The organism is Psychrobacter sp. SWN149, from assembly GCF_015864565.1.
GTDB lineage: Bacteria > Pseudomonadota > Gammaproteobacteria > Pseudomonadales > Moraxellaceae > Psychrobacter.
Map to the genome: position 1 here is coordinate 618,619 of NZ_JADYWX010000001.1, position 22,555 is coordinate 641,173.

General features: G+C 43.9%; 20 protein-coding genes and 1 tRNA gene. 13 read left to right on the forward strand and 8 right to left on the reverse strand.

What is annotated here, in order from left to right:
• Window position 1: 1 nt before the first annotated feature.
• The 5 genes from dprA (at window position 2) to I6E86_RS02565 (ending at window position 5,660) form a co-directional block, all read left to right on the forward strand.
• Window positions 2-1,255: a DNA-processing protein DprA gene (gene dprA / locus I6E86_RS02545; protein WP_197174917.1), complete on the forward strand. Its 1,254-nt coding sequence runs from the start codon at window positions 2-4 to the stop codon at window positions 1,253-1,255.
• A 170-nt stretch (window positions 1,256-1,425) separates the two neighbouring features.
• The gene (locus I6E86_RS02550) at window positions 1,426-2,055 is read left to right on the forward strand and encodes an L-threonylcarbamoyladenylate synthase (RefSeq protein WP_197174918.1); all 630 of its coding nucleotides are present in this window, start codon (window positions 1,426-1,428) and stop codon (window positions 2,053-2,055) included.
• 139 nt (window positions 2,056-2,194) lie between these two features.
• On the forward strand, window positions 2,195-3,148 hold the full coding sequence (locus I6E86_RS02555; RefSeq protein WP_197174919.1) for a TIGR01777 family oxidoreductase: 954 nt from the start codon (window positions 2,195-2,197) through the stop codon (window positions 3,146-3,148).
• Between the two features lie 174 nt (window positions 3,149-3,322).
• Window positions 3,323-4,396: a metallophosphoesterase gene (locus tag I6E86_RS02560; protein WP_197174920.1), complete on the forward strand. Its 1,074-nt coding sequence runs from the start codon at window positions 3,323-3,325 to the stop codon at window positions 4,394-4,396.
• Between the two features lie 139 nt (window positions 4,397-4,535).
• Entirely contained in the window at window positions 4,536-5,660 is a 1,125-nt protein-coding gene (locus I6E86_RS02565) for a metallophosphoesterase (protein WP_197174921.1), read from the forward strand.
• A gap of 54 nt (window positions 5,661-5,714) precedes the next feature.
• Here I6E86_RS02565 and I6E86_RS02570 read toward each other — a convergent pair whose 3' ends face one another.
• Entirely contained in the window at window positions 5,715-7,109 is a 1,395-nt protein-coding gene (locus I6E86_RS02570; protein ID WP_197174922.1) for an alpha/beta hydrolase, read from the reverse strand.
• Between the two features lie 452 nt (window positions 7,110-7,561).
• On the opposite strand from I6E86_RS02570, the gene grpE reads away from it, so the two are divergent.
• Complete coding sequence (gene grpE / locus I6E86_RS02575; RefSeq protein WP_197174923.1) at window positions 7,562-8,161, forward strand: nucleotide exchange factor GrpE; 600 nt, start codon at window positions 7,562-7,564, stop codon at window positions 8,159-8,161.
• Window positions 8,162-8,344: 183 nt separating this feature from the next.
• Window positions 8,345-10,288 carry a molecular chaperone DnaK gene (gene dnaK, locus I6E86_RS02580; RefSeq protein ID WP_197174924.1) on the forward strand — a complete coding sequence of 648 codons (1,944 nt, stop codon included), beginning with the start codon at window positions 8,345-8,347 and terminating at the stop codon, window positions 10,286-10,288.
• A 211-nt stretch (window positions 10,289-10,499) separates the two neighbouring features.
• On the opposite strand, the gene I6E86_RS02585 is transcribed toward dnaK, so the two are convergent.
• Both I6E86_RS02585 and I6E86_RS02590 read right to left on the reverse strand, forming a co-directional pair.
• A complete protein-coding gene (locus I6E86_RS02585; protein WP_197174925.1) occupies window positions 10,500-11,309 on the reverse strand; it encodes a methyltransferase domain-containing protein in 810 nt (269 codons plus the stop codon).
• Between the two features lie 116 nt (window positions 11,310-11,425).
• Entirely contained in the window at window positions 11,426-12,658 is a 1,233-nt protein-coding gene (locus tag I6E86_RS02590; RefSeq protein WP_197174926.1) for an 8-amino-7-oxononanoate synthase, read from the reverse strand.
• 296 nt (window positions 12,659-12,954) lie between these two features.
• Between I6E86_RS02590 and I6E86_RS02595 the strand changes: the two genes are divergently transcribed.
• From I6E86_RS02595 to I6E86_RS02605, 3 genes are all read left to right on the forward strand, one after another.
• On the forward strand, window positions 12,955-13,494 hold the full coding sequence (locus I6E86_RS02595; RefSeq protein WP_197174927.1) for a porin family protein: 540 nt from the start codon (window positions 12,955-12,957) through the stop codon (window positions 13,492-13,494).
• Between the two features lie 214 nt (window positions 13,495-13,708).
• A complete protein-coding gene (locus tag I6E86_RS02600; RefSeq protein ID WP_227680482.1) occupies window positions 13,709-14,203 on the forward strand; it encodes an NfeD family protein in 495 nt (164 codons plus the stop codon).
• 15 nt (window positions 14,204-14,218) lie between these two features.
• On the forward strand, window positions 14,219-15,079 hold the full coding sequence (locus tag I6E86_RS02605; protein ID WP_194363297.1) for an SPFH domain-containing protein: 861 nt from the start codon (window positions 14,219-14,221) through the stop codon (window positions 15,077-15,079).
• A gap of 94 nt (window positions 15,080-15,173) precedes the next feature.
• Here the strand turns inward: I6E86_RS02605 and hemN are convergent, their stop codons facing one another.
• Window positions 15,174-16,637 (reverse strand): oxygen-independent coproporphyrinogen III oxidase, encoded by a 1,464-nt coding sequence (gene hemN, locus I6E86_RS02610; RefSeq protein WP_227680504.1) that lies wholly within the window; start codon window positions 16,635-16,637, stop codon window positions 15,174-15,176.
• A 410-nt stretch (window positions 16,638-17,047) separates the two neighbouring features.
• On the opposite strand from hemN, the gene I6E86_RS02615 reads away from it, so the two are divergent.
• Complete coding sequence (locus I6E86_RS02615) at window positions 17,048-18,619, forward strand: YifB family Mg chelatase-like AAA ATPase (RefSeq protein ID WP_197174929.1); 1,572 nt, start codon at window positions 17,048-17,050, stop codon at window positions 18,617-18,619.
• 65 nt (window positions 18,620-18,684) lie between these two features.
• Here I6E86_RS02615 and I6E86_RS02620 read toward each other — a convergent pair whose 3' ends face one another.
• Both I6E86_RS02620 and I6E86_RS02625 read right to left on the reverse strand, forming a co-directional pair.
• Window positions 18,685-19,368 carry a phosphoglycolate phosphatase gene (locus I6E86_RS02620; RefSeq protein ID WP_197174930.1) on the reverse strand — a complete coding sequence of 228 codons (684 nt, stop codon included), beginning with the start codon at window positions 19,366-19,368 and terminating at the stop codon, window positions 18,685-18,687.
• Between the two features lie 188 nt (window positions 19,369-19,556).
• Window positions 19,557-20,057 carry a DUF4385 domain-containing protein gene (locus tag I6E86_RS02625; protein WP_197174931.1) on the reverse strand — a complete coding sequence of 167 codons (501 nt, stop codon included), beginning with the start codon at window positions 20,055-20,057 and terminating at the stop codon, window positions 19,557-19,559.
• Window positions 20,058-20,161: 104 nt separating this feature from the next.
• Here I6E86_RS02625 and I6E86_RS02630 point away from each other — a divergent pair, with 104 nt between their 5' ends.
• Window positions 20,162-20,503: a hypothetical protein gene (locus tag I6E86_RS02630; RefSeq protein WP_197174932.1), complete on the forward strand. Its 342-nt coding sequence runs from the start codon at window positions 20,162-20,164 to the stop codon at window positions 20,501-20,503.
• Between the two features lie 211 nt (window positions 20,504-20,714).
• Here I6E86_RS02630 and I6E86_RS02635 read toward each other — a convergent pair.
• Together I6E86_RS02635 and I6E86_RS02640 are read right to left on the reverse strand one after the other, a co-directional pair.
• Window positions 20,715-20,790 (reverse strand) — tRNA-Phe (locus I6E86_RS02635).
• A gap of 122 nt (window positions 20,791-20,912) precedes the next feature.
• Complete coding sequence (locus I6E86_RS02640; protein WP_197174933.1) at window positions 20,913-21,335, reverse strand: hypothetical protein; 423 nt, start codon at window positions 21,333-21,335, stop codon at window positions 20,913-20,915.
• Window positions 21,336-21,886: 551 nt separating this feature from the next.
• On the opposite strand from I6E86_RS02640, the gene hisB reads away from it, so the two are divergent.
• Window positions 21,887-22,534 carry an imidazoleglycerol-phosphate dehydratase HisB gene (hisB, locus tag I6E86_RS02645; RefSeq protein WP_110922184.1) on the forward strand — a complete coding sequence of 216 codons (648 nt, stop codon included), beginning with the start codon at window positions 21,887-21,889 and terminating at the stop codon, window positions 22,532-22,534.
• Window positions 22,535-22,555 lie beyond the last annotated feature (21 nt).

Genomic DNA, 22,555 nt, shown 5'->3' on the forward strand with positions numbered 1-22,555 from the left:
CATGACGGCAGTTACCTCTTCTTTGTCTGATGATCAGCGCGCCATATTGGCACTATGGTATGAGGTGAATGCATCATTAACAGCGTATCATAAGCTTATTACTGCTTTTGGCAATGCACAGTTTGCATGGCAAGCAACGGTGTCAGCTTGGCGACAGATGGGTATTCATCATACTCATCTCAAACGTCACGAGGAGCCCAAGCAAACCTCTGCGAACATCGAAAAAATTCAGCAAGCACTCGTAGATGGACGTTATGGTCTACTATTTGCCGATCAGCCTGACTATCCTAATCAGCTTTTACAAATCTATGATCCACCGCCATTATTATTTTTTCGAGGTAATAGTGCGCGTCTACATCAAGCTCAAATTGCGATCGTTGGTAGCCGTAAACCCACTGCGCACGCCCAAAAAATCACGTTTGATATGGCGCAATATTTAGCGCAGGCAGGTTATATTATTACCAGCGGTCTGGCGATGGGCGTAGATAAGCAGGCTCATTTGGGCGCATTGGCGCAGACGGATTTTGACTATCAAGGTCGGACGATTGGCGTGATGGGCACAGGTATTGATGTTAATTATCCCAATCATCGCGATCACTTGTTTACCCAGATTATTGAGCAGGGTGGTTGTATTATCAGTGAGCTGCTACCGCACACTCAGCCGCACAAGCATACATTTCCACGTCGCAACCGGTTGGTAGCTGGGCTCAGTCTAGCGACGATTGTCACAGAGGCTACTATCCAAAGTGGTTCACTGATTACCGCACGCCTAACCTCTGAGCAAGGCAAGCAAGTTTTTGCGATTCCAAGTCATATCGATAATAACAATGCTGAAGGCTGTCATCACCTGATTCGTGAAGGTGCCACTTTGATTTATCACCCAAAGCAAGTACTAGAAGATGTTAGTGGGCAACTTGAGTATAGTCATCGCTCATATAGTGCCTCGAGTCTCGCTGATAATCTCAATAGCCATCAAGCGACCACCACTCACGCTACTGATGAGCCAAGCATAGAGCCAGTCGCGAGTGTAGCCATTAATCAGCAGCAACCTTCTAATATAAAATTGCCTCGTAGCACAGCGGTTATCCCAGAGCATTTGAATGTTATTTATGATCAGCTTGATTGGCATGGTCAGGATCTAGACGCACTTATAGTGTCTACCAAGCTGACTGCACCAGTACTGATTGGACAGTTAATGGAGCTTGAGCTCTTGAGTGTGATCAGTGTCCAGGGCGGGCGTTATTTGCGCGCATAAGCCATCTCTACCTTTAAAGCCTGTACCTTTAAAATAAGTATCCATACTTGTGTATGCCTAGAGATACTAGCAAACCAGTTTTAGAGATATTTAAACTTCTGCCACTTAGTTCTTCTGCTGTGCATGATATTATTGATAATTAATTTCTACTATCCTGAACTATGCATACCATGAATCAATCTACTCCGCTTATCACTGACTCTCCAACACTAGCTGCACAATGGTTAAAAGAGGGAGAGCTGCTCGCATATCCAACCGAAAGCGTTTGGGGTATCGGCTGTGATGCCTACGACGAAGCAGCCGTCCAGCGTATCTTAGACATCAAACAGCGTCCACAAGCCAAAGGGATGATCGTCATTACTGACAGCGTAGAGCGATTGACGCCTCTGCTATCTGCTCTGACTGATGAGCAACGGGCGACCATTACCAAGAGTTGGCAGATAGATAGCGCCAACGATGGCATGCACGATAAGCAAGCACAGACATGGCTGTTGCCTGTTCCGCACACCCTAGCTATTGCTATTCCTACTTGGGTAACAGGTCAGCATCAGACCATCGCTGTCAGAGTGATTGCTCATCCAGTTATTCGGCAACTGTGCCAACAAATGGTCAGCGCACACAATCCATTTGGCTTGATAGTCTCAACCAGCTGTAACCCATCAAGCCACCCGCCCGCTAGTACCTTTGAGGCAGCTTATGCTTATTTTGGTGAGAAAATTGGCTACTTGCAGGCTGAGACCTTGGGTTATACCTCACCCAGTCAAATTCGCTATGCAACGACAGGGTTAGTTATTCGTTAAACCTAATCTCCCACATTCCTTTACCAAAAGTATGTCAAAGTCATTTTGATATATAGGCCAAAAAAGAAGAGGATGGTTGTATAGGTCGACACTTTATTGAATATGAGATACGACAGCTAGCAGATATAGGGAGTAGGGCATGAATATTTTAATCAGTGGTGGCTCAGGGTTTTTGGGTAGTGCGTTTAGCGAAGCGCTTCAAAGGCATTATCAACAGGCTGATAGAGACCTAAACGTTACTTGGCTAACTCGAGATAGCAGTCAAGCACATCCTAATGACATCAACATGATGACTTATGAGGAGTTAGCCCATTCTGATGCCAGCTTTGATGTCATACTGAACTTGGCAGGTGCAGGCATTGCTGATGCGCGCTGGAGTGATGAGCGCAAAGAGCAGTTGCTCGCTAGCCGTATCAAGCCGACTGAGTCGCTGTTAGCATTCATCGCACGCACCAGCATAAAACCCAAATTACTCGTGAGCGGCTCAGCGATTGGGTGGTACGGTACGCAAGGTGATAAACCGTTAACTGAAAGTAGCGATTATGAGTCGGATTTCGCCCATACATTATGTGATGAATGGGAGCAGCTGGCCGTAAAAGCAACTCAATATGACGTCCCTGTCGCTATTGTCCGAACCGGTGTGGTGATTCACCCTGAAGGCGGCATGCTTGGCAAGCTGTTGACACCATTTAAAATAGGTGTCGGTGGTCAGTTGGCTGACGGTCAACAAATCATGAGCTGGATCAGTCGTGAGGACTGGGTAGCAGCTACAATATTTATCATTGAGCAGCAGCTTGCTGGTAAGAATGATGAACGTGCTAATGCTTTGCAGACTGCCAACGATACACCAGCACTCGTGTATAACCTGACGGCACCAAATCCGGTGACCAATCATACCTTTACCAAAACACTTGGCGCATGGCTACATCGTCCAACGTTTTTTACCTTGCCAACATTCTTGCTTAAGCTGATGTTTGGTGAGATGTCGACATTATTGATTGATGGTCAAAAAGTACTGCCGAAAGCATTAGAGAATGCAGGTTATGAGTTTAGACAACCGACCCTCAAACAAGCATTAGAAACTCAAAAATAGCTCTTTATGTTTCATGTGAAACAAAAAAGCACTTAGATAATGAGATACTTAAATATCTCTCTCTTAGATACACGCCCTAGATACTATGAATTATTTATGAAAAGTATGTCGCTGACACGGATGCCCATAGATTTCGTATAAGATGAAGCTATTCCTATACGTGTAGATACGACTATGTGGCCTTTTATTATTTTTACTCAGCTGTTAGTGGTGATAACCAGTGTCATGCTTTGGTGGTTTATCAAACCAAAACACACTTTTGGTAAAATAACGCTGGTAGTCGCTGTCTGTATTGTAAACAACCTAGTGCTCATATATGGACTGACTGAGTCCTTGTATGAGCGCTTTCACGTTTACTTGGTGGTTGGTACCTTACAAGGGTTCATGCTCTATACTGCTTTGATAGTGGCGATTATTTGGCTTATTTATCACCAGCTATTTAAATACCCTTTTTCTCATAAGTACCTACGTGTAGTAGCAGTTGTTATTTATATCGGCATTGTTAGTTTAGCGGTATTCAATGCGTATTCCCCTGTGGTACACCATATAACGGTCACAACAAACAAACCGCTTGATAAACCGATGACCATTGCTTTAGCGTCTGATACCCATCTAGGCAGATGGTTTGGCAATCGACAACTGAATAAATTTGCCAGTCTGATTGCGTTACAACATCCCGATGTGGTGATGCTGGCAGGTGATATCATGAACGATGCGACTTATTATTATGATAAAAACAACATGCATGAGCAGCTATCAAAACTGCACGCGCCGCTTGGCGTTTATGCCGTCTTGGGTAATCATGATTATTCAGGAAATCAGGTGGAAATTGCGAAGGCTGTGACTGATGCAGGTATAAATGTCATTGATAATAAAAGTGTCCTGCTTGATGACTCAGTATGGCTAGTAGGTCGATCAGATGAGACCGACCCTATGCGCCCAAAGGCGGCAAAATTACTCACTCAAGTTGATACAAATAAGCCAGTCATATTTTTGGAACACAGCCCAGCTGCAATGAATGAAATAAGTGCTTTACCAGTTGATTTACATCTGTCTGGGCACACCCATGGCGGGCAAATATTTCCGATGACCATTTTGATACACTGGTTACAGCCTTTGGTGTACGGTGCTAAGCAACTGGGCGGTACTGATTTTTTGGTCACTTCAGGTTATGGCTTTGGTGCGGTGCCTTTTAGATTAGGCACGCGCTCAGAGATTTGGATTATTAAGTTGCAGTCTACATCGTAGACTGTATCGTCTTAGCTGTGCTTACTACTCCGATTTTGTAATACCTTCAACAACAATCGTTTTCGCTTACCGTTACTTCCTTTGTTTCTCTTTTTCTTAACGTTAGTTGTTCCAAATTTATCATGTCCAAGGACACTTCATGCGTTACGCATTTTTCATCACCATTTTTTTATTGTTGCAGTTGTTTAGTGCCGGTACGGTCTTGAGTCTACAGTGGTGGTTAGCGCCGTGGTTCTCAGTAATGCCGATATCAATCGTATGGATTGGTATATTCACCGTGACCAATGGCTTGCTACTGCTAAGTGTCAAAAGAGTATTTGCTAACAGTTATCGCTGGATCAGTGGCTGGATGTTGGTCATGCATTTTATGCTACTAACGGCGTTTTTCACCAGTCTACTTTACGGTGGATACTGGCTAGCAATGTCATTGGTAGATATGCCGTTAAACGAATCGTCTGTGATGGATGTTGGCCTACGCATGCTAGCGCTCGCGATATTTGCTGGACTATTTGTATACGCACTATACAGCGCCTATGTGCCTGTCACTCGTAAACTGTCCATCAACATTGACAAGCCTTTAGCAAAACCGCTTCGTATCGCTGTTGCCAGTGATTTACACATTGGGCGACTGTTTGGCAGTGGAGCGATAGATAGATTGAGTCGTATGATGACGTATTCTGAGGCAGATATATTGCTGATGCCAGGCGACATCATGGATGATAATACAGAGGCCTTTGCTGATTATGATATGCAAAATAATTTGGCACAGCTGTGTGGTAATGTGCCTTACGGCGTCTATGCGACACTAGGGAATCATGATTTGTACGGCCATGAGCAACCGATCAGTCATGCGCTTCGTGATGCAGGTGTGCAATTACTCAACGATGAGGCAGTGTGTATCGAGCACGCTGGGCAATCTATTTGGATCGTTGGACGTTTTGACAACCATAAACGGCAGCGAGTCGCGACTACTGAATTATTGGCAGGCATAGATACCGCGCTGCCGGTGCTATTGTTAGATCATAGGCCGAGCGATATCGTTGAGCATAGCCAGCTACCAATCGATCTACAGGTATCAGGGCACACTCACAATGGACAAGTTTTCCCTGCCAACTTTATCGTCAGTGCCATCAATCGGCTAGGCTATGGTTACGAAGCGATTGGCAATGGGCATTTCGTTGTGTCATCAGGTTATGGATTTTGGGGTATTCCGTTCCGCTTGGGTTCACGCTCAGAGATTTGGTTAATCACGGTTTCTGGTTAGAACGATTAGTTGGTAGCTGATAGCTGATAGTTAGTAGAAAGCAGTAACTATCGACTATGCCACGAGCTGCGATCTTGTATTAATGACTTCACGTACGAAGTCGCCAAAACCATTGATGATATTTTTAGTTTCTTGACCAAGACCTGAATGCACGCTCATAAAATGAATAAAACCATGCGGTGCACCCAGTATCGTCTGGGTCTCAACGAAAACCCCGTATCCTGTTAATTGTTTGGCATAAGCGAATGCTTCGTCACGCAATACATCCAGTTCAGCGGCAACAATATAAGTGGGACATACTTGACTGTTGTCACCGAGCATAGGGGCATTGAGGATATGCTGTCGTGGTAGAGGGCTATCCTTTAGACAAGCAGCACCGAATACGGCCACATCCGCATGATCCAATAGTAAACCTTCGCCATATAATTCCCAGCTTGGATAATCAGTCTCAATATCAGTGACTGGATAAAGCGGCATTTGTGCCAGTGGTGCTGGTAGCTCGGTCAACAAATCAAACATTTTTTGGCCTTCTACGCCTAAATCTAGCCAAGCTGATTTTGAAGGGGCAGATAGCTGCTGCGCCATCAGCGTGGACAGACCACCACCCGCACTATCACCTGCGAGGACGATACGCGATGGTAACGCGCCTAATGTATGGCAATGCTCAGTGAGCCAAGTATAAGCGGTAATACAGTCTCTGAGTGCAGTGGGAGCAGGGTATTCGGGCGCCAAGCGGTAATCCACACTGACCACTGGCCAGCCAGTCTGCTCACAAACTGCATGACAGAATTCATGATGCGTATCGACATCACCGATACAAAACCCACCACCATGAAAAAACAACATGACGGTTTCATCAGGATTATGAGCACGTCCTTTTCTAGAGCCAATTCTATTGGTTCTTGCTTGATAGCAGCGCACGGTCATATCGCCAGCATCAGCATTGGCTATGGTTTTATCTTCCCAATGGACAGATTTTTCGCCTTTCTTTGTAAAGGGTTTGATGTTACTTAACATATGGTTGCCAGCTTGCTGCCAGACTCTTGGTGCCTGCATCGCCACTGCATCTGCGGTAAAACGCTCACGAAGCTCATGCATCGGCGTAAGCTCTAGCGGTGTTTTGAGATGACTGTTGACAGCTAAGATGAAACGCAGATGAGCATTGGCATGTAGATACTGCTTTGAATGTGGTCCCTTTAAATAGGCAATCAAACTCTCTAGTATCGGCGTTGGCAGATAACCAAGGCTTTTCATTGCGTAATGCAAAGTATGTGGTTGATAATTTGTCATTGGGTTGTAGCTGAGCATTTTCTCTTTAACGCTCAGACGCTTTTGTTGAACATTACTTTCTTTTGTTTCGCTACTTGTCTCATCGTTCGACGCCAAATGCAGCGCCATCAATGTTTTGTTAAGTAGAGTATTGATTGATGATACTGTTGAATTAGACATAACATCTCTCAGGACGGTTTTTAAGTGCTTGTTGTTACATCAACGCACACTTTAATGTAAGTAATAATATTTGTAGAAATAATAAGGTAGTAGTGCGTAAAGCGGGGTGTTATTTGGTAATACCGTGGATAGTAATAGTAAAGTATTTAGATTAATTGACGTTTTTTTGTACCTTTTGTTAGCGAATATTGGGATCCATTGACACAACAAGAAAATACTGTGCGGATATTATAGACAGTGTTGTGAGCATATTTGTCGTAAATGCGAAAAAATCCTTGGTTTTAGGCTTGAAATTTATACCCATCACCTTTATCAAGCAGCTATTGAAGCGTATTGATAAAAACAATCAGTAAGAACCGTTAAACATTGAATGAAGACACAGTAAGACTAGCCCTTGGCTGAGCTGCGGTGTCTAAAATCACTCTCTATTATTGACATTCCAAGGAGCTATCATGAGCGAGCAAACCCCGAACCCTGAATCTGTTGACCAAAACGTAGTACATGACAACATTGAGCACAGTGACAGTATCTTAGAAGAAACCATGAAAGAGTTTGATCCACAGAACAACTCAGGTGAAGCAGCTACTATTGAAAACGAAATCAATCTTGATACGTTTACAGCTCGTATTGCTGAATTAGAAGGCGAAGTAAAACAAGCCAAAGAAGGCACGGCTCGTGCTAACGCCGAAGCTTACAATGCGCAAAAACGCATGGAGCAAGAAGCAGATAAGAGCAAAAAGTTCGCACTACAGAAATTTGCCAAAGAGTTATTAGACATCGTCGATAACTTAGAGCGAGCCATGGAAAACGCGGACGCCAACGATCCTGTCGCTGAAGGCGTGCAACTCACGCACAAAGCATTGGTTGCCGTACTGACCAAAAATGGCGTAGAAGTGGTCGATCCACAAGGCGAAAAATTCAACGCTGATTTCCATGAAGCTGTCGGTATCGACCCAGAAGCTGCCGCTGATACTGTAGGCACAGTGTTGCAAAAAGGCTATAGCTTGAATGGTCGTCTATTACGTCCTGCCATGGTACGTGTGGGTCAATAATTTTTTTTGGGCTAAACCTTACTAATATAAAGGTTTTTCACAAAAAATCACATGAAACCACAGTTTTTGCGTGATGATTGCCTTGAAAAAACCAACAGGCAAACCGATATATAGCAACAAGTGACCGACTATGGTCTGGATAGATAAGTATTTATATTTACAATAAATTAGGAGCAATTGATTATGGGTAAAGTAATTGGTATTGATTTAGGTACGACTAACTCGTGTGTAGCAGTAATGGAAGGTGACAAAGTCAAAGTCATCGAAAATGCTGAAGGTACTCGTACTACACCATCAATCGTCGCTTATAAAGATGACGAAATCCTTGTTGGTCAGTCAGCTAAGCGTCAAGCGGTAACCAACCCAAACAATACTTTGTTTGCGATTAAGCGTTTGATCGGTCGTCGTTTTGATGACAAAGTCGTGCAAAAAGACATCGGTATGGTGCCTTACAAAATCGCTAAAGCAGACAACGGCGATGCATGGGTAGAAATCAACGGTAAAAAGCTTGCACCACCACAGGTTTCTGCTGAAATCTTGAAAAAAATGAAAAAAACAGCAGAAGATTATCTTGGTGAGAGCGTGACTGAAGCAGTTGTAACTGTACCTGCTTACTTCAATGACTCACAGCGTCAAGCAACCAAAGATGCAGGTAAAATTGCTGGTCTAGATGTGAAACGTATCATCAATGAGCCAACTGCCGCTGCACTTGCTTATGGTATGGACAAGAAGCAAGGCGATAGCACTGTTGCTGTATATGATTTGGGCGGTGGTACATTCGATATTTCAATCATCGAAATCGCTGACGTAGATGGCGAGCAGCAGTTTGAAGTACTAGCGACCAACGGTGATACTTTCCTAGGTGGTGAAGACTTTGACTCAGCGTTGATTGATTTCTTAGTTGCTGAATTCAAAAAAGACCAAGACGTCAACCTGAAAGGTGACTCTCTTGCGATGCAGCGTCTAAAAGAAGCAGCAGAAAAAGCGAAAATCGAACTATCAAGTGCTCAAAGCACTGAAGTGAACTTGCCGTATATCACTGCTGATAGCAGTGGCCCTAAGCATTTGGTTGTAACGATCAGTCGCTCGAAACTTGAAAGCCTAACGGAAGAACTAGTACAGCGTACTATGGGTCCTTGTAAAATTGCGCTTGAAGATGCAGGTCTAAAAATCGGCGATATCGATGACGTTATCCTAGTTGGTGGTCAGACTCGTATGCCACTAGTACAGCAAAACGTACAAGCATTCTTTGGTCAAGAGCCACGTAAAGACGTGAACCCTGATGAAGCAGTAGCTGCAGGGGCTGCGATTCAAGGTGCCGTATTATCTGGTGAAAAGACTGACGTATTGCTACTTGATGTGACGCCATTGACTTTAGGTATCGAAACGATGGGCGGTGTGATGACGCCAGTGATCGAGAAAAACACCATGATTCCTACCAAGAAATCACAGGTATTCTCAACGGCTGAAGATAACCAACCAGCAGTAACGATTCAGGTATATCAAGGTGAGCGTAAAATCGCTAACCAAAATAAACAGCTTGGTCGTTTTGACTTGACGGACATTCCACCAGCACCACGTGGCCTACCGCAAATCGAAGTGTCTTTTGACATCAATGCTGATGGTATCATGAACATCTCTGCGACAGACAAAGGTACTGGTAAAGCACAAAGTATCCAAATCAAAGCGGATTCTGGTTTGTCGGATGAAGAAGTCGAACAAATGGTTCGTGATGCAGAAGCCAATGCTGCTGAAGATGAGAAATTCGCTAACCTAGCGCAAGTTCGTAACGAAGCAGATGGTCGTATCCATGCGGTACAAAAAGCATTGAAAGAAGCCGAAGATAAAGTCACTGATGAAGAAAAATCATCAGTAGAAACGGCCATCACTGAGCTTGAGACTGCGGCGAAAGAAGATGACCATGACGACATCAAAGCCAAGCTTGAAGCATTAGACAATGCATTCTTGCCAGTCAGCCAAAAGATTTATGCTGATGCAGGCGCTGGCGCAGAAGGTATGGATCCAAGCCAGTTCCAACAAGGTGCTGACGATGCAGCAGATAGCAACCAAGCTGATGACGATGTCGTTGATGCTGAGTTCACTGAAGTAGACGAAGACAAAAAATAATACCAAATCCAAAAATGAGATTAGCTGCGTCAAACTCGCTTAGTCTACTCAATGTAGCACTTACGCTCGTTTTCCTTGCTACTCAAGTTTTTGAAAATGGTATAGTCGATACAAATCGATAAGTCGTTAAACTAAAAAACGCATCCTTCGGGGTGCGTTTTTTTGTGGCTGCTATTTTTACTAGCTATTGCTTCTACTATAAGTTGCGTGATTAAGGCTTAAATGCACTCACTATCAGCACCTCATACGTCAAGTACACGCAAGGCTCGCCCTCATCATTCTGTCCTGAAAACTGTTGCCAATAGTCTGACTCAAACTGCTGCAGACGCGATTTTGTCCATCGAAAAGGAGGTGTGCTATCTGGCAGTATTTGCGTTTGGTTGGTAGATACCCCTGTCAACTTCATATGCTTCAATACTGCATAAGGGCTGATAAATGGTAAATCAAAACGCTGAATTGAGAGAGTGATACCTTCGAAGCCAACCTCTACCAGTGTAGATTGCCATTCGCTGACATCAGGATAGTTGAGACCTTGACCAGTTAGTGCGTTAATTTGTAAAAAATTATCTGGCGTGAAGGTGCTAAAGAGCAGCTGACCTCCCGACTGTAACCGCTGCGCTGATTGCGCTACAAAACTGAGCGGATTATCAAACCACTGTATGGCATTGGCACTGATGATTAGACTATGACTTTCTCCTAAGTCCATGGTCTCAGCATCACCAATCCTGATAGTCGCAGTTGGCAAAATAGCCTGTAAGGTAAGGGCTTGCTTTGCGCACAACTCATTAATAATCCACTGTGGGCTATCAATCTGCACCGCTATCAATCGAGTCAACTGACCTGTCCCTGCACCCACCTCTAATATGCTATTTTGCTTAGTATCAGCAATGCTATTGAGTAAAGTCTGACAGACTTGCCGCTGAATACTGGCATGTTGGTCATAGTCGTTTGCATTGGCAAAATGTTGAGCGATGGTTTGTTTTCTGGAGGTGAGGCTCGAGAGTGTGGTGCGCGTTTTCATAATATTTATGGCATCCAAATAGGCCGAATTTCAATTGATAGTATGATTGACTGATTAATGAAAGCTGATGCATAAGCGCTTGCTACTGAGTGAGATATAAAATTCTAGATTCAATACTATAGTTGCTGAATAAGACGGCCACAGTCCTCGTCAGTTAACTGAGCATTCATTACCAATCGAATACGGGCAGTATTCATAGGCACGGTGGGTGGCCTAATGGGCAAAGCGTAAAATCCTGCTGCTTGAAATTGCGCTGCTTTGGCAAGGGCGTCTGCATTATCCCCTAATATATAGGGCACGATAGGCGAGGCATAAACAATGTCTTGAATGTTTGACGATGCAGAGTGTCGCTGTTGTATCGCTTGACTGACCTTGATGGATAAATGAGCGAGATGCGCACGTTCGTTGGTCAATGTGGGCATTTTGGCCAAAATAAATCGCGTCCATGCGTGATTGATTGGTGGTAGTGCCGTGCTATAAATGAGCGGTCGCATGGTGTTTATTAGCCACTGTTTGACGACATCATCACACATGATATACGCACCGATTGAAGCAAATGCCTTGCCAAACGTCCCAACCAAATAATCAATCTCAGCTAACGTATGGGTTTCTTCCGCCAATCCCAATCCTGTATCACCTAACACGCCAATGGCATGAGCCTCATCGACATACAACTCGATACGGTCATCTTTGGCTTTTAATGCCACCAGTTGAGGCAAATCAGCACGATCCCCATTCATACTAAACACGCTTTCGGTAACGATAATAATACGCTCAATGGTAGAGTCGGCTTGTTCAATCAGTCGAGCCAGCTGCTCGTAATCATTGTGACGATAACGGCGATAGGTCACCAACTTATTCTGAATCAAGCGAAGTCCATCGATAATACTGGCATGAACCAGTTTGTCCGCCAAAATAAGCGTGCTAACAGGTAGTGACGTGAGAGCAGGTAAGAGTCCAATGTTGGCATGATAACCACTATTAAAGACAAGTACCGATTTTGCTGTCGATAGCACCTGTTTGTCCGCTGCATTTTGATACCAGCTTTGCAATTCAGCTTCTAAGGCATCGAGCTGGACGTCGTTGCCAGTGAGCAGCCGCGATGAGGTAGCACTCATCTTTGGTGGATTATCCTCGGTCAACTGCCCTAGTTGGTCGAAAAACTCAGTCTGGAGTTCAGGAGCGCTACCCAATCCAAGATAGTCATTACTGGCAATATTTAATAGAGTTTTGCCATCACTGATTACATAGCGCCCTTGATGTTCGATTTTTGGTAATTTGCGATATTGCTGCTTATCTTTTAATTGCATAATCTCAGTTTGGAGACGCTTATGAATAGAGATAGGCATAAAAAATTGTCCTTTTTATTATTTATCTAAGCAGTGAAGCAAGTAGATAGGCAGCAAAATGAGTAGGGAGTATTACACAAAACCTAGAGATGTAACAGAAAGTTTCATATCTCGCCCTTTGTAACGTTCACACTGATAAACGCTTTCAAATCTTAACTTGGCTACCGCCAAACACAGACAGTGTTTCTGAAATAGTTTGTTACTATGTATCCATCGTTAGCAGACAAGACGATAGGGTCAAAAAGCCCATATAAATAAATAACTTGTTTGTCAAAAAGTAACTCAAGGAGCTCATTATGAAAACTTTACAGAAAACCTTACTAGCACTAGCAACTGGTTCTTTACTAACAGTGAGCGCGCAAGCTGCCGTTAATTATGGCAATGGTTACACAGGTCAGCCATATGTCGGCGCTAAAGTCGGTCAATTCGATTTAGATGTTGATGGCGCTGATGAGCCAACTGCATATGGTGTATACGCTGGTTATAACTTCGATCCTAACTTTGGTATGGAAGTCGAATATGTTGGTTCAGATGATGCTGACTATAGAGGCGGCGACATCGATGCTAAGACATACGGCGCTTATGGTACTTACCGTTATGCCTTCCCAAACAGTGGCTTATACGCAAAAGGTAAGCTAGGTGTGGCAAAAACTGAAGTAGAAGCTAACAACACTAACTTTGCTGGCGCTTCTGACTTCTCAGACGACGATACTAACATCGCTGGTGGTGTAGGTCTTGGCTACGCAGTAAACTCTGACTTCAGTGTTGAAGCTGAATATGACATGCTAGGTAGCGACGCAGATCTTATGACTGTTGGCGCACAGCTAAAATTCTAATTTATTAGAAAACAAGATTTTAGCTAAACAGCTATAACAAAGAAACGATCACTTTAGGTGGTCGTTTTTTTTGTCTAAAATTTACGATAAAGCTTTTATGCCAATCGCCCATCAATACATAATGGCTAATATATCATTACCGTTAAAGCATTGTTATCTTTGAAAATGTGCTACATTAAAAGCTAGAATCTCACAGACAAGAGGGACAGGTGCGATGGAGATACTTTGGATGATTGAGCCTTGGCATTGGCTGGTATTAGGATTTGTACTGCTAATCGTTGAGATGTTTGTACCCACGTTTGCAAGCCTATGGTTTGGTGCAGCTGCCATTATCGTTGCTGCGCTTTCGTGGTTATTGCCAATCTCTATCGTTGCCCAAATCATTATTTGGCTAATACTCTCTGCTATATTCTTGCTTGCATGGTTTAAGTTTATCAAACCGTTATCAGTAGATCGTACCAAAGCTGGGCTTGGTGGTAGTGTAATCGTCGGTGAGGTTGGCATGATTATCGAGCCGCCGCAATTGGATCGAGCAGGTATGGTCAGGTTTAGTGTGCCTATTGTCGGCGCTGCTGAGTGGGTGTGCCGGACAAGAGGGGAGCAGGTAGAAGTCGGTGATAGAGTGGTCGTGACCGATATCGTTGGCAACGAGCTGATTGTGAGCAGTATGAAATCGCAGGCAGCGATGCATAAAAGTATGCAGATATAATAATAGGGATGAGTTATGGAAAGCTTTAGTATCGTAATGATCGTATTGATTGCACTGGTAGTATTAACTGTGTTTAAAGGCGTGCGTATCGTACCGCAAGGTTATAAATGGGTCGTGCAGCGACTGGGCAAATATAGTCAAACGCTGGAGCCGGGGTTAAACCTGATTATTCCTTATGTCGATGATGTGGCTTATAAGGTCACTACCAAAGACATCGTGCTTGATATTCCATCACAAGAAGTCATCACGCGAGACAACGTGGTTATCATCGCCAATGCCGTGGCTTACATCAATATCGTGCGCCCTGACAAGGCAGTCTATGGCATCGAGGATTATGAATATGGTATTCGCAATCTGGTGCAGACGTCTTTGCGCTCGATTATTGGTGAGATGGATCTGGATAGTGCCTTGTCCAGTCGCGACGAAATCAAGATGAAGCTAAAGCATGCAATCTCAGAAGATATCGCCGATTGGGGCATCACCCTAAAGACGGTAGAGATTCAAGACATCAACCCTTCACAAACCATGCAAGCATCAATGGAAGAGCAGGCAGCGGCAGAGCGTCTACGCCGTGCCACAGTGACCCGTGCTGATGGTCAAAAGCAAGCAGCTATCCTAGAAGCCGATGGGCGTCTAGAGGCTTCACGCCGTGATGCTGAAGCGCAGGTAGTGCTAGCGAGAGGCTCAGAAGAGTCGATTCGTTTGATTACCAACGCCATGGGCACAGAAGAGATGCCGATTGTTTACTTACTTGGTGAGCAGTATATCAAGGCAATCCGTGAACTGGCTGAATCTGATAACTCAAAAATGGTAGTGTTGCCCGCTGATATTTTAAGTACCGTAAAGGGTATGGTGGGTGATAAATTAAAAGTGTAGTAACTATTATTTCAGATAAAAAAAGACCTCAAGCGAGGTCTTTTTTGCGCTATAAACTCAGAGTTGCTTTCTAAAGTTATTTTTTAAATTTGCTTTAGATCACTTTCGAAAAGCGATTCTTGTGTTTTTTCTCAAGATACTCATCAAACACCATAGCGACATTACGACCAAGCAATCGACCTCTTGGTAAGACACGAATACCAGCGGCATCCATATCAATGAGCTTATCGTCTTGCATGGCGCCGAGCTGTGCTATTTCATCGATGAAGTAGGTAATCGCATCGATACCGAATTTCTGGTTTACGTCTTTAAAGTCAATATAGTCGTGACATAGCAATTTCATAATCACGTATTCACGCAAGCGATCTTTGATTGATGTCTTGATGATTTTTACCGCTGGCATGACAGTAGGATTGATTTTTGCCATATCAATATTGGCTTGATAGGCTTGCAGATCCGTATCATTCTGCAATATATAGCGGGTACTGGCATTGGCAATCTGACTGATAGAAGAGACACCGAATCCTAATAGGTCGCAGTCACCCATGATGGTATAGCCCTGAAAATTACGATGTAATTTGCCCTCACGCTGTGCGATAGCCAGCTCATCATCAGGCTTAGCGAAATGGTCAATACCAATATATTGATAGCCGGCTTCGCTCAACATATTGATAGTATTGCCAAGCATCGTAAGCTTCGCTGCTGGATTTGGTAGGTCTTCATCTTTGATCTGACGCTGCGCTTTAAAGCGCTCAGGCAGATGCGCATAGTTAAACACCGACAGACGATCTGGTGACATTTCTATGATGCGCTGTACCGTTTGATTAAAGGTATCAGGCGTTTGATGTGGTAAGCCATAAATCAAGTCGATGTTAATAGAGTGAAAGCCGAGTTCGCGCGCTTCATTGAGGACACTCTCAATCAATTCTGCGGAATGCACACGATTGACAGCGATTTGTACGGTTTCATCTAAATCTTGCACACCTAAGCTGATACGGTTGAAACCAAGACCACGCAATACTTTTAGTGTGTCTTCGCTCAGCTCACGCGGGTCAATTTCGATAGAATAGTCACCTTGGTCTTCGGGCAAAAATTCAAACTGAGTCTGTAAAAACTCCCACAGCTGAACCATCTCTTCATCGCGCAAAAATGTAGGCGTACCACCGCCCAGATGCAGCTGCTTGACCAATGGCTTGCTGCTACCTTCAGGCGCCGATAATAAGCGACGCTTGTGCTTAATCTCAGCAATCAAGTACTGCAAATAGTCACCAGAGTCGCTATTTTTTTTAGTAATAATCTTATTGCAAGCACAGTAGTAGCAAAGATGACGACAGAACGGAATATGAAAATATAGAGACAGTGGTGCACGCGCTTCACGGTTCTGCAGAATTTTGGTTTCAAGACTGTCAGCGATTGGCGCGAACTCTAAAGCCGTTGGATAAGAGGTATATCGTGGCCCTGAGCGATTGTATTTATTGATGATCGCTTCATCAAAGGCGGGTAGATGTTTGCTCGTAATACTGCCGCGTGTACTGGCATAAGGATTGTCTGGTTGCATAACAGGACGTGTCGTGGTCGGCTGCTCTCCGGCGCGATTGTAAGGCTGCTCGATATGGTCAGCACTGTTAGAATTGTTTTGTTCTGATTGTTCTGGATGTTCTGTCATGCGATATTCCTCGTTTTGACCATATATATTGCTAGAGTTTATGTGGTTCAAGGGTAGCAATTGAAATCGTTCATTTATGATCACCTTTCTAGCAATATTTATGTCTAAATAGACAGTGGCTAGTATAACAAATCCTTGTTAATAGTGGGGTGAATAGCGAGTGCTCTTAGGCAAAACTTATTAAGATAATGAGCTCATGATTGAATCATCAATCACATGAGGTTTTATGACTCAAAACACGACATTTGCGTACCTATGTGTAATCCTCTATTATCGAGAGAGCCTCTTTATAGGAAACACTCATGTCGTTTGCTCAAGTCTATACCCGTTCAGTCGTCGGACTGCATGCACCTAAGGTCATTATTGAGGTGCACTTGTCGCAAGGTTTGCCTGCACTCACCATTGTCGGTCTACCAGAAGCTGCGGTACGTGAGAGTAAAGACAGAGTCCGTTCTGCGATATTAAATTCTGGGTTTCAGTTTCCCAATCGCCGCCTCACTATTAACCTAGCACCTGCGGATTTACCCAAAGATGGCGCAAGGCTAGATTTACCGATTGCTATCGGTATCTTGGCAGCTAGTGATCAGCTCGATCCAGAGGTGTTATCAGGGTTTGAGTTCATCGGTGAATTGGCACTAAATGGAAACTTACGGCAAGTGACAGGCAGCTTGGCAGTGGCTAGAGCAATTAAAGCGGAGCGATTGGCCGTAAAGTCATCTAGCAGTAGTGAACAATCACTGACTGAGCAGCTAGCAGCAGAGCTAACATCAGTCAAATTAATCGTGCCAATGGATAATGGGGCAGAAGCCAGCCGTGTCGAGGGAGTAGAGGTATTAGGTGCGCAAAGTCTCAAAGCCGTTTGTGACCACTTACAGTCGTTAGCGAATCCAAGCATACCCAATGAGAGTTTGGCAGTCGTCACACCCAGTCCAGCACCGCAGCATGTGGGTTATCAAGTGGATTTGGCCGATGTCAAAGGTCAGCATCATGCACGGCGTGCATTAGAGATTGCGGCGGCAGGTGGGCACTCGATATTATTTACAGGGCCGCCCGGTTCAGGAAAGACACTGATGGCATCGCGTCTACCGACTATTTTGCCTGACCTCAGTGATGAAGATGCATTAGAAGTAGCCAGTACGTATTCAGTCGCAGACAGCGATTACGACTATGGCACACGGCCGTTCAGGCAAGTTCATCATACGATATCAGCCGTGGCGTTGGTCGGTGGTGGTTCACGTCCAAAACCTGGTGAGATTACCCTTGCGAATAAAGGCGTATTGTTCCTTGATGAATTGCCAGAGTTTGATCGTACGGTGTTAGAGGTATTGCGGCAGCCATTGGAAGCTAAGCAAATAACGATTAGCCGTGCCAACTCACAAATGACTTTTCCCGCAAATTTTCAATTGGTCGCTGCTATGAACCCCTGCCCATGTGGTTATGATGGCGATACATCAGGGCGTTGTCGCTGTCGACCCGAGCAGATTAAACGCTATCAAGATAAACTATCAGGACCGCTATTAGATCGCATTGATTTGCATATCACTGTGCCCGCTTTACCGATTGCTGACTTACAAAATGCTCAGGCTGGAGAAACCTCCGAACAGGTGAGGGTAAGGGTAGCCGCCGCTCATAAAAATCAGATGCAGCGGCAACAAAAGGTCAATAATGAGCTGAGTCCTAGCGAGATTGATAAATATATCCAACTAGGAGAGAGCGAGCAGCAGCTATTACAACTTGCTCAGCAGCGCCTGAATTTATCCGCTCGTGGGTATCATAGAGTACTAAGAGTAGCGCGTACCATCGCTGACCTTTCTGACAGCATGGATATCACGAGCGTCCACGTATCTGAGGCACTGAGTTATCGTAGCAAGTGATTCTATTCCCACAAGGTAAGCCATACAAAATGCGACTAACTTTGTGGAAGTTTTTGAGATTATAATTATTTAAGCAGATAATCTTGCAGTGCCTGAAAGCTATCAAACGCTTCGGTCGGATTTAACTCACGAATATCTTGCCCGTAGTTATAACCATAAGACAATCCAAGCGTGTCCATCTTGGCGTTTTGTCCGGCTAAGATATCGTTTCTAGAATCACCAATCATAACGGCTTGTTCTGGAGAAACGTTTAACGCTTCACAGACATGCAGTAGCGGTGCAGGATCAGGCTTTTTGGTCGAGAGGCTATCACCGCCTAATACTTCACTGAATAAGTCTTGCCAGCCAAATGATTGCAATATCTTCGGTACAAAACGAATAGGTTTATTGGTGACTAATGCTAGTGTATACCCTGCGGCTTTCAGTTGTTTTAGTCCGCTGTCGACATCTGGGTAAGCGACGGTTTTGCTGCCACTGAGATTTTTATAGGCCTCAAAAAATATTTGCTCCGCGTGATCAGCTTCCTCGACCGTCAACTCGCCTTCTAGCACTTCTACCTTACCCACTAGCGCACGCTCAACGAGCAAGCGTGAGCCATTGCCTATCCAGTTGCGTATCGTCTCGATAGAGTAGGTGTCTTTGCCAAGGGTGGTTAGCATGGCATTGGTCGCATCAGCCAAATCTGGTACGCTATCGATCAATGTACCATCGAAATCAAAAATCAAAAGTTGCTTCGTTTTTACAGTCATTATTATTTATCCATGCTATTAAGTGTGTACTTTTTTGAATTGCTGGCTACAGTTTTTATTACCTTAGCATAGCGAGTCGTTAAGTCTAATTTTTTGTCACCAGTAACGATAAACAGTCATTATGACCATTTATTATGAACGACCATTTGTTTACGTGATATTTGTGGGTTGTGGACGATACTTTAAGTCTACTCAACCTCTTTATAACGTTCGCGATGCTCTTTTTTCATTCTTAAATAATCTTGGTTCTCACGGCACAGATCCCATTTCTGTTTAAATATACGTGCAGATTCGGCCTTGATAGGGTCTTCCTCTTGCCGTGGTAACTCTTCACGCCCATGCGCACCGCTTTGGCCTTTTTTATCATCAGGGACTGCGCCTTTGTATTTTTTGCCACCTTTATGATTGGCATAGCGACGGGCACGGGTATAGCCCATTTGAATAAATTTGCGCGCCATATCCGCACCGACAAAGTCATCGGCAGCCAGATAGTCTAAAAACATCTGATAAATAGTGTCGCTGCTTTCTGTCGCTATATCGGGAGTAGCAAAGCGCCAGTGGGGAAGTATTTCAGATTTGTATGGCTCAACCAGCAATACGCCTTGTTCGCCACGTCCGACACGATACAATTCTGGCTGTGCACGCAAATCTAAATGCTTATAATCCAAGTCGTAATCAAACTCTCTCATAACCTCACCTGATTAAGATATTGATGTTTAGTATACTGAGCCAAGTTGTTGAAAAAACAGCTTAGAAATGTTGTTCAGCTGTGACTATTAGGAAGCCAATCATCATGAATAGAACACCCATTACTTATTTGACTCTCATGAAGCCATTAAAAAATGTACTCATGGTAACGGCAGTACTAATGAGCGTACTAACGACCAGTGCAGCTAATAGCGCTTGGTTTGAGCGTTTGATTCCAAAAGGAGAGATGTACACGGTACGCGAGATAGATCGTGATGTGGCATTTGTGATTGATGGGTTTATTTATGATGCGCGCACTTCTTGTTTTTTAGCAGTGGGTGATCGAGTGATATTTTTTGAAGGGCGTCATGGTATTGACTACCGTGCGACGGTTTATGATTTAGACGCGAATGAGCGATGTGAGTTGCTATTAAGAAAGCGCTTATAGTCATTTCGCTATAAAAATATTACTGCGTTAACCTCGCTTGAAGTATTTAATATACATCTACACTCGGTTGCCTTTTACTACTTTTAAATTGAATCGACTATACAACAGTGATATTAAATAAATCTAAGCATGCTACCTAAACATAAAAATCTAAACATAAAAAAAGCCCCAAACATAAATGTTCGGGGCTTTTTAGAATTCTTAAACGAGATGGTGGCTCGAGGCAGGTTCGAACTGCCGACACACGGATTTTCAATCCGTTGCTCTACCGACTGAGCTATCGAGCCGTCTTCGTTGAGGCGCTATTAAACTAAATATAAGCACTGCTGTCAAGCAGTTTTTGCATTATATCTGATAAAAGACGATAAATAGTCAGATATGGGCAAAATTAAACATTCTAGTTCTCAGTTTAGTCTTTGACGCGCAGTAGCTCATACTCGCTCATAATGCGATGAATATTGGTATCCACAGGCACAAACTCACGCACGCCTTTTTTTACTTCGGCATCATAGACCAGTTTAATGAACTTGGCATCTATAGCACGGCCGCGATTCTGTTCATGCACTGTGAGATACTGCAAGCGTTTAGCATTGGTCTGCCCATCATCAAAACAGGCGACAGCAGCGATAGGCTTATCATTGAACATACCGACATAGAGATACTGTCCACGCTTAAATCCTTGCTCAACGAGACTGAGTACATCGGCACCAATGGGCTGAGCATCATCGCTATCATATAAAGCCTGCAGGCGTTCTGCTAGCTCGTTTTCGCGTGCAGGTTTTTTAATCAGTGGGGCATCCAAACTATTGATGGCGATCGCTTCTAAAGGCATAGCAGTTCCTATAAACAGAGGGTTTCTATGATGTGAGACATTATAATGTCATAGAGTGTGGTGTCATAAATTGTCGTGTTATAGCATTAGCGTGCGTCATGATTGATAATACTGAACGCACTATTTTAGCAGAATGAGGTAAATTTGTGCGTGGTTTACGGCTTGGACATAGCAGTAAATGTTAGGTTTTGCTATGATGAAGACAGACAATGCCTAGGGCGTGTCCTCAATTCAATCGATAGTTATCTAAATGGGTTAAAAATGTCTAAATCTTGCCAAACGGCGTCAAATAGCTGACTAATATCTCGATATTATCTGCGCTATTTTCCTTGTTTGACTGCGATTTATCTCATCTTTATCACCATTTTTAAAGTGAGGACACACCCTAGTAGGCATAAATCCTAATATTATTCGTATCATACGCAAACATTGATAGATTTTTTAAATTTTTCATTATTCACTTAATTATTCACTTATTTAAAGACTCGGGCGTGTTTTCGTCCTATTTTATTGACCGCTTTTCACTGATAAAAAACTGATAGAGAGTAGCCATGACAGCCAATGCAACTGAGCAAAACCCATCACAGAACCCGAACCTACATGGTCGTCCAGCGCGTATCGCCACGGTTGAGCGTATCACTGCAGAAACGCAAGTGAAGTGCACTGTCAACCTTGATGGTACGGGTCAAGGCACTGTAGACACTGGTGTACCGTTTTTGGATCATATGATTGATCAAATCAAGCGTCACGGTTTATTTGACTTGGATATCAAGTGCACAGGCGATACCTTTATCGATGATCACCATAGCGTCGAAGATACCGGTATCACCTTGGGACAAGCGTTCAATAAAGCATTGGGCGACAAGAAAGGTATCCGTCGTTATGGGCATTTTTATGCACCACTCGATGAGTCGTTGACTCGCGCCGTTGTCGATCTATCAGGTCGTCCTGGTTTACACATGGACATTCCGTTTACCCGCTCGCACGTGGGCGGTTTTGATGTTGATTTGTTCAGTGAGTTTTTCTACGGCTTCGTCAACCACTCGTGGATGACCGTGCATTTGGACAATCTCAAAGGCAAAAATAGCCATCACCAAATCGAATCGACCTTTAAGGCTTTTGCTCGCGCTCTGCGCATGGCTTGTGAATATGACGAGCGTGCGTTGAATACCTTGCCATCGACCAAAGAGGCTTTCTAAGTCGCATTTAAGGCTCTTCTA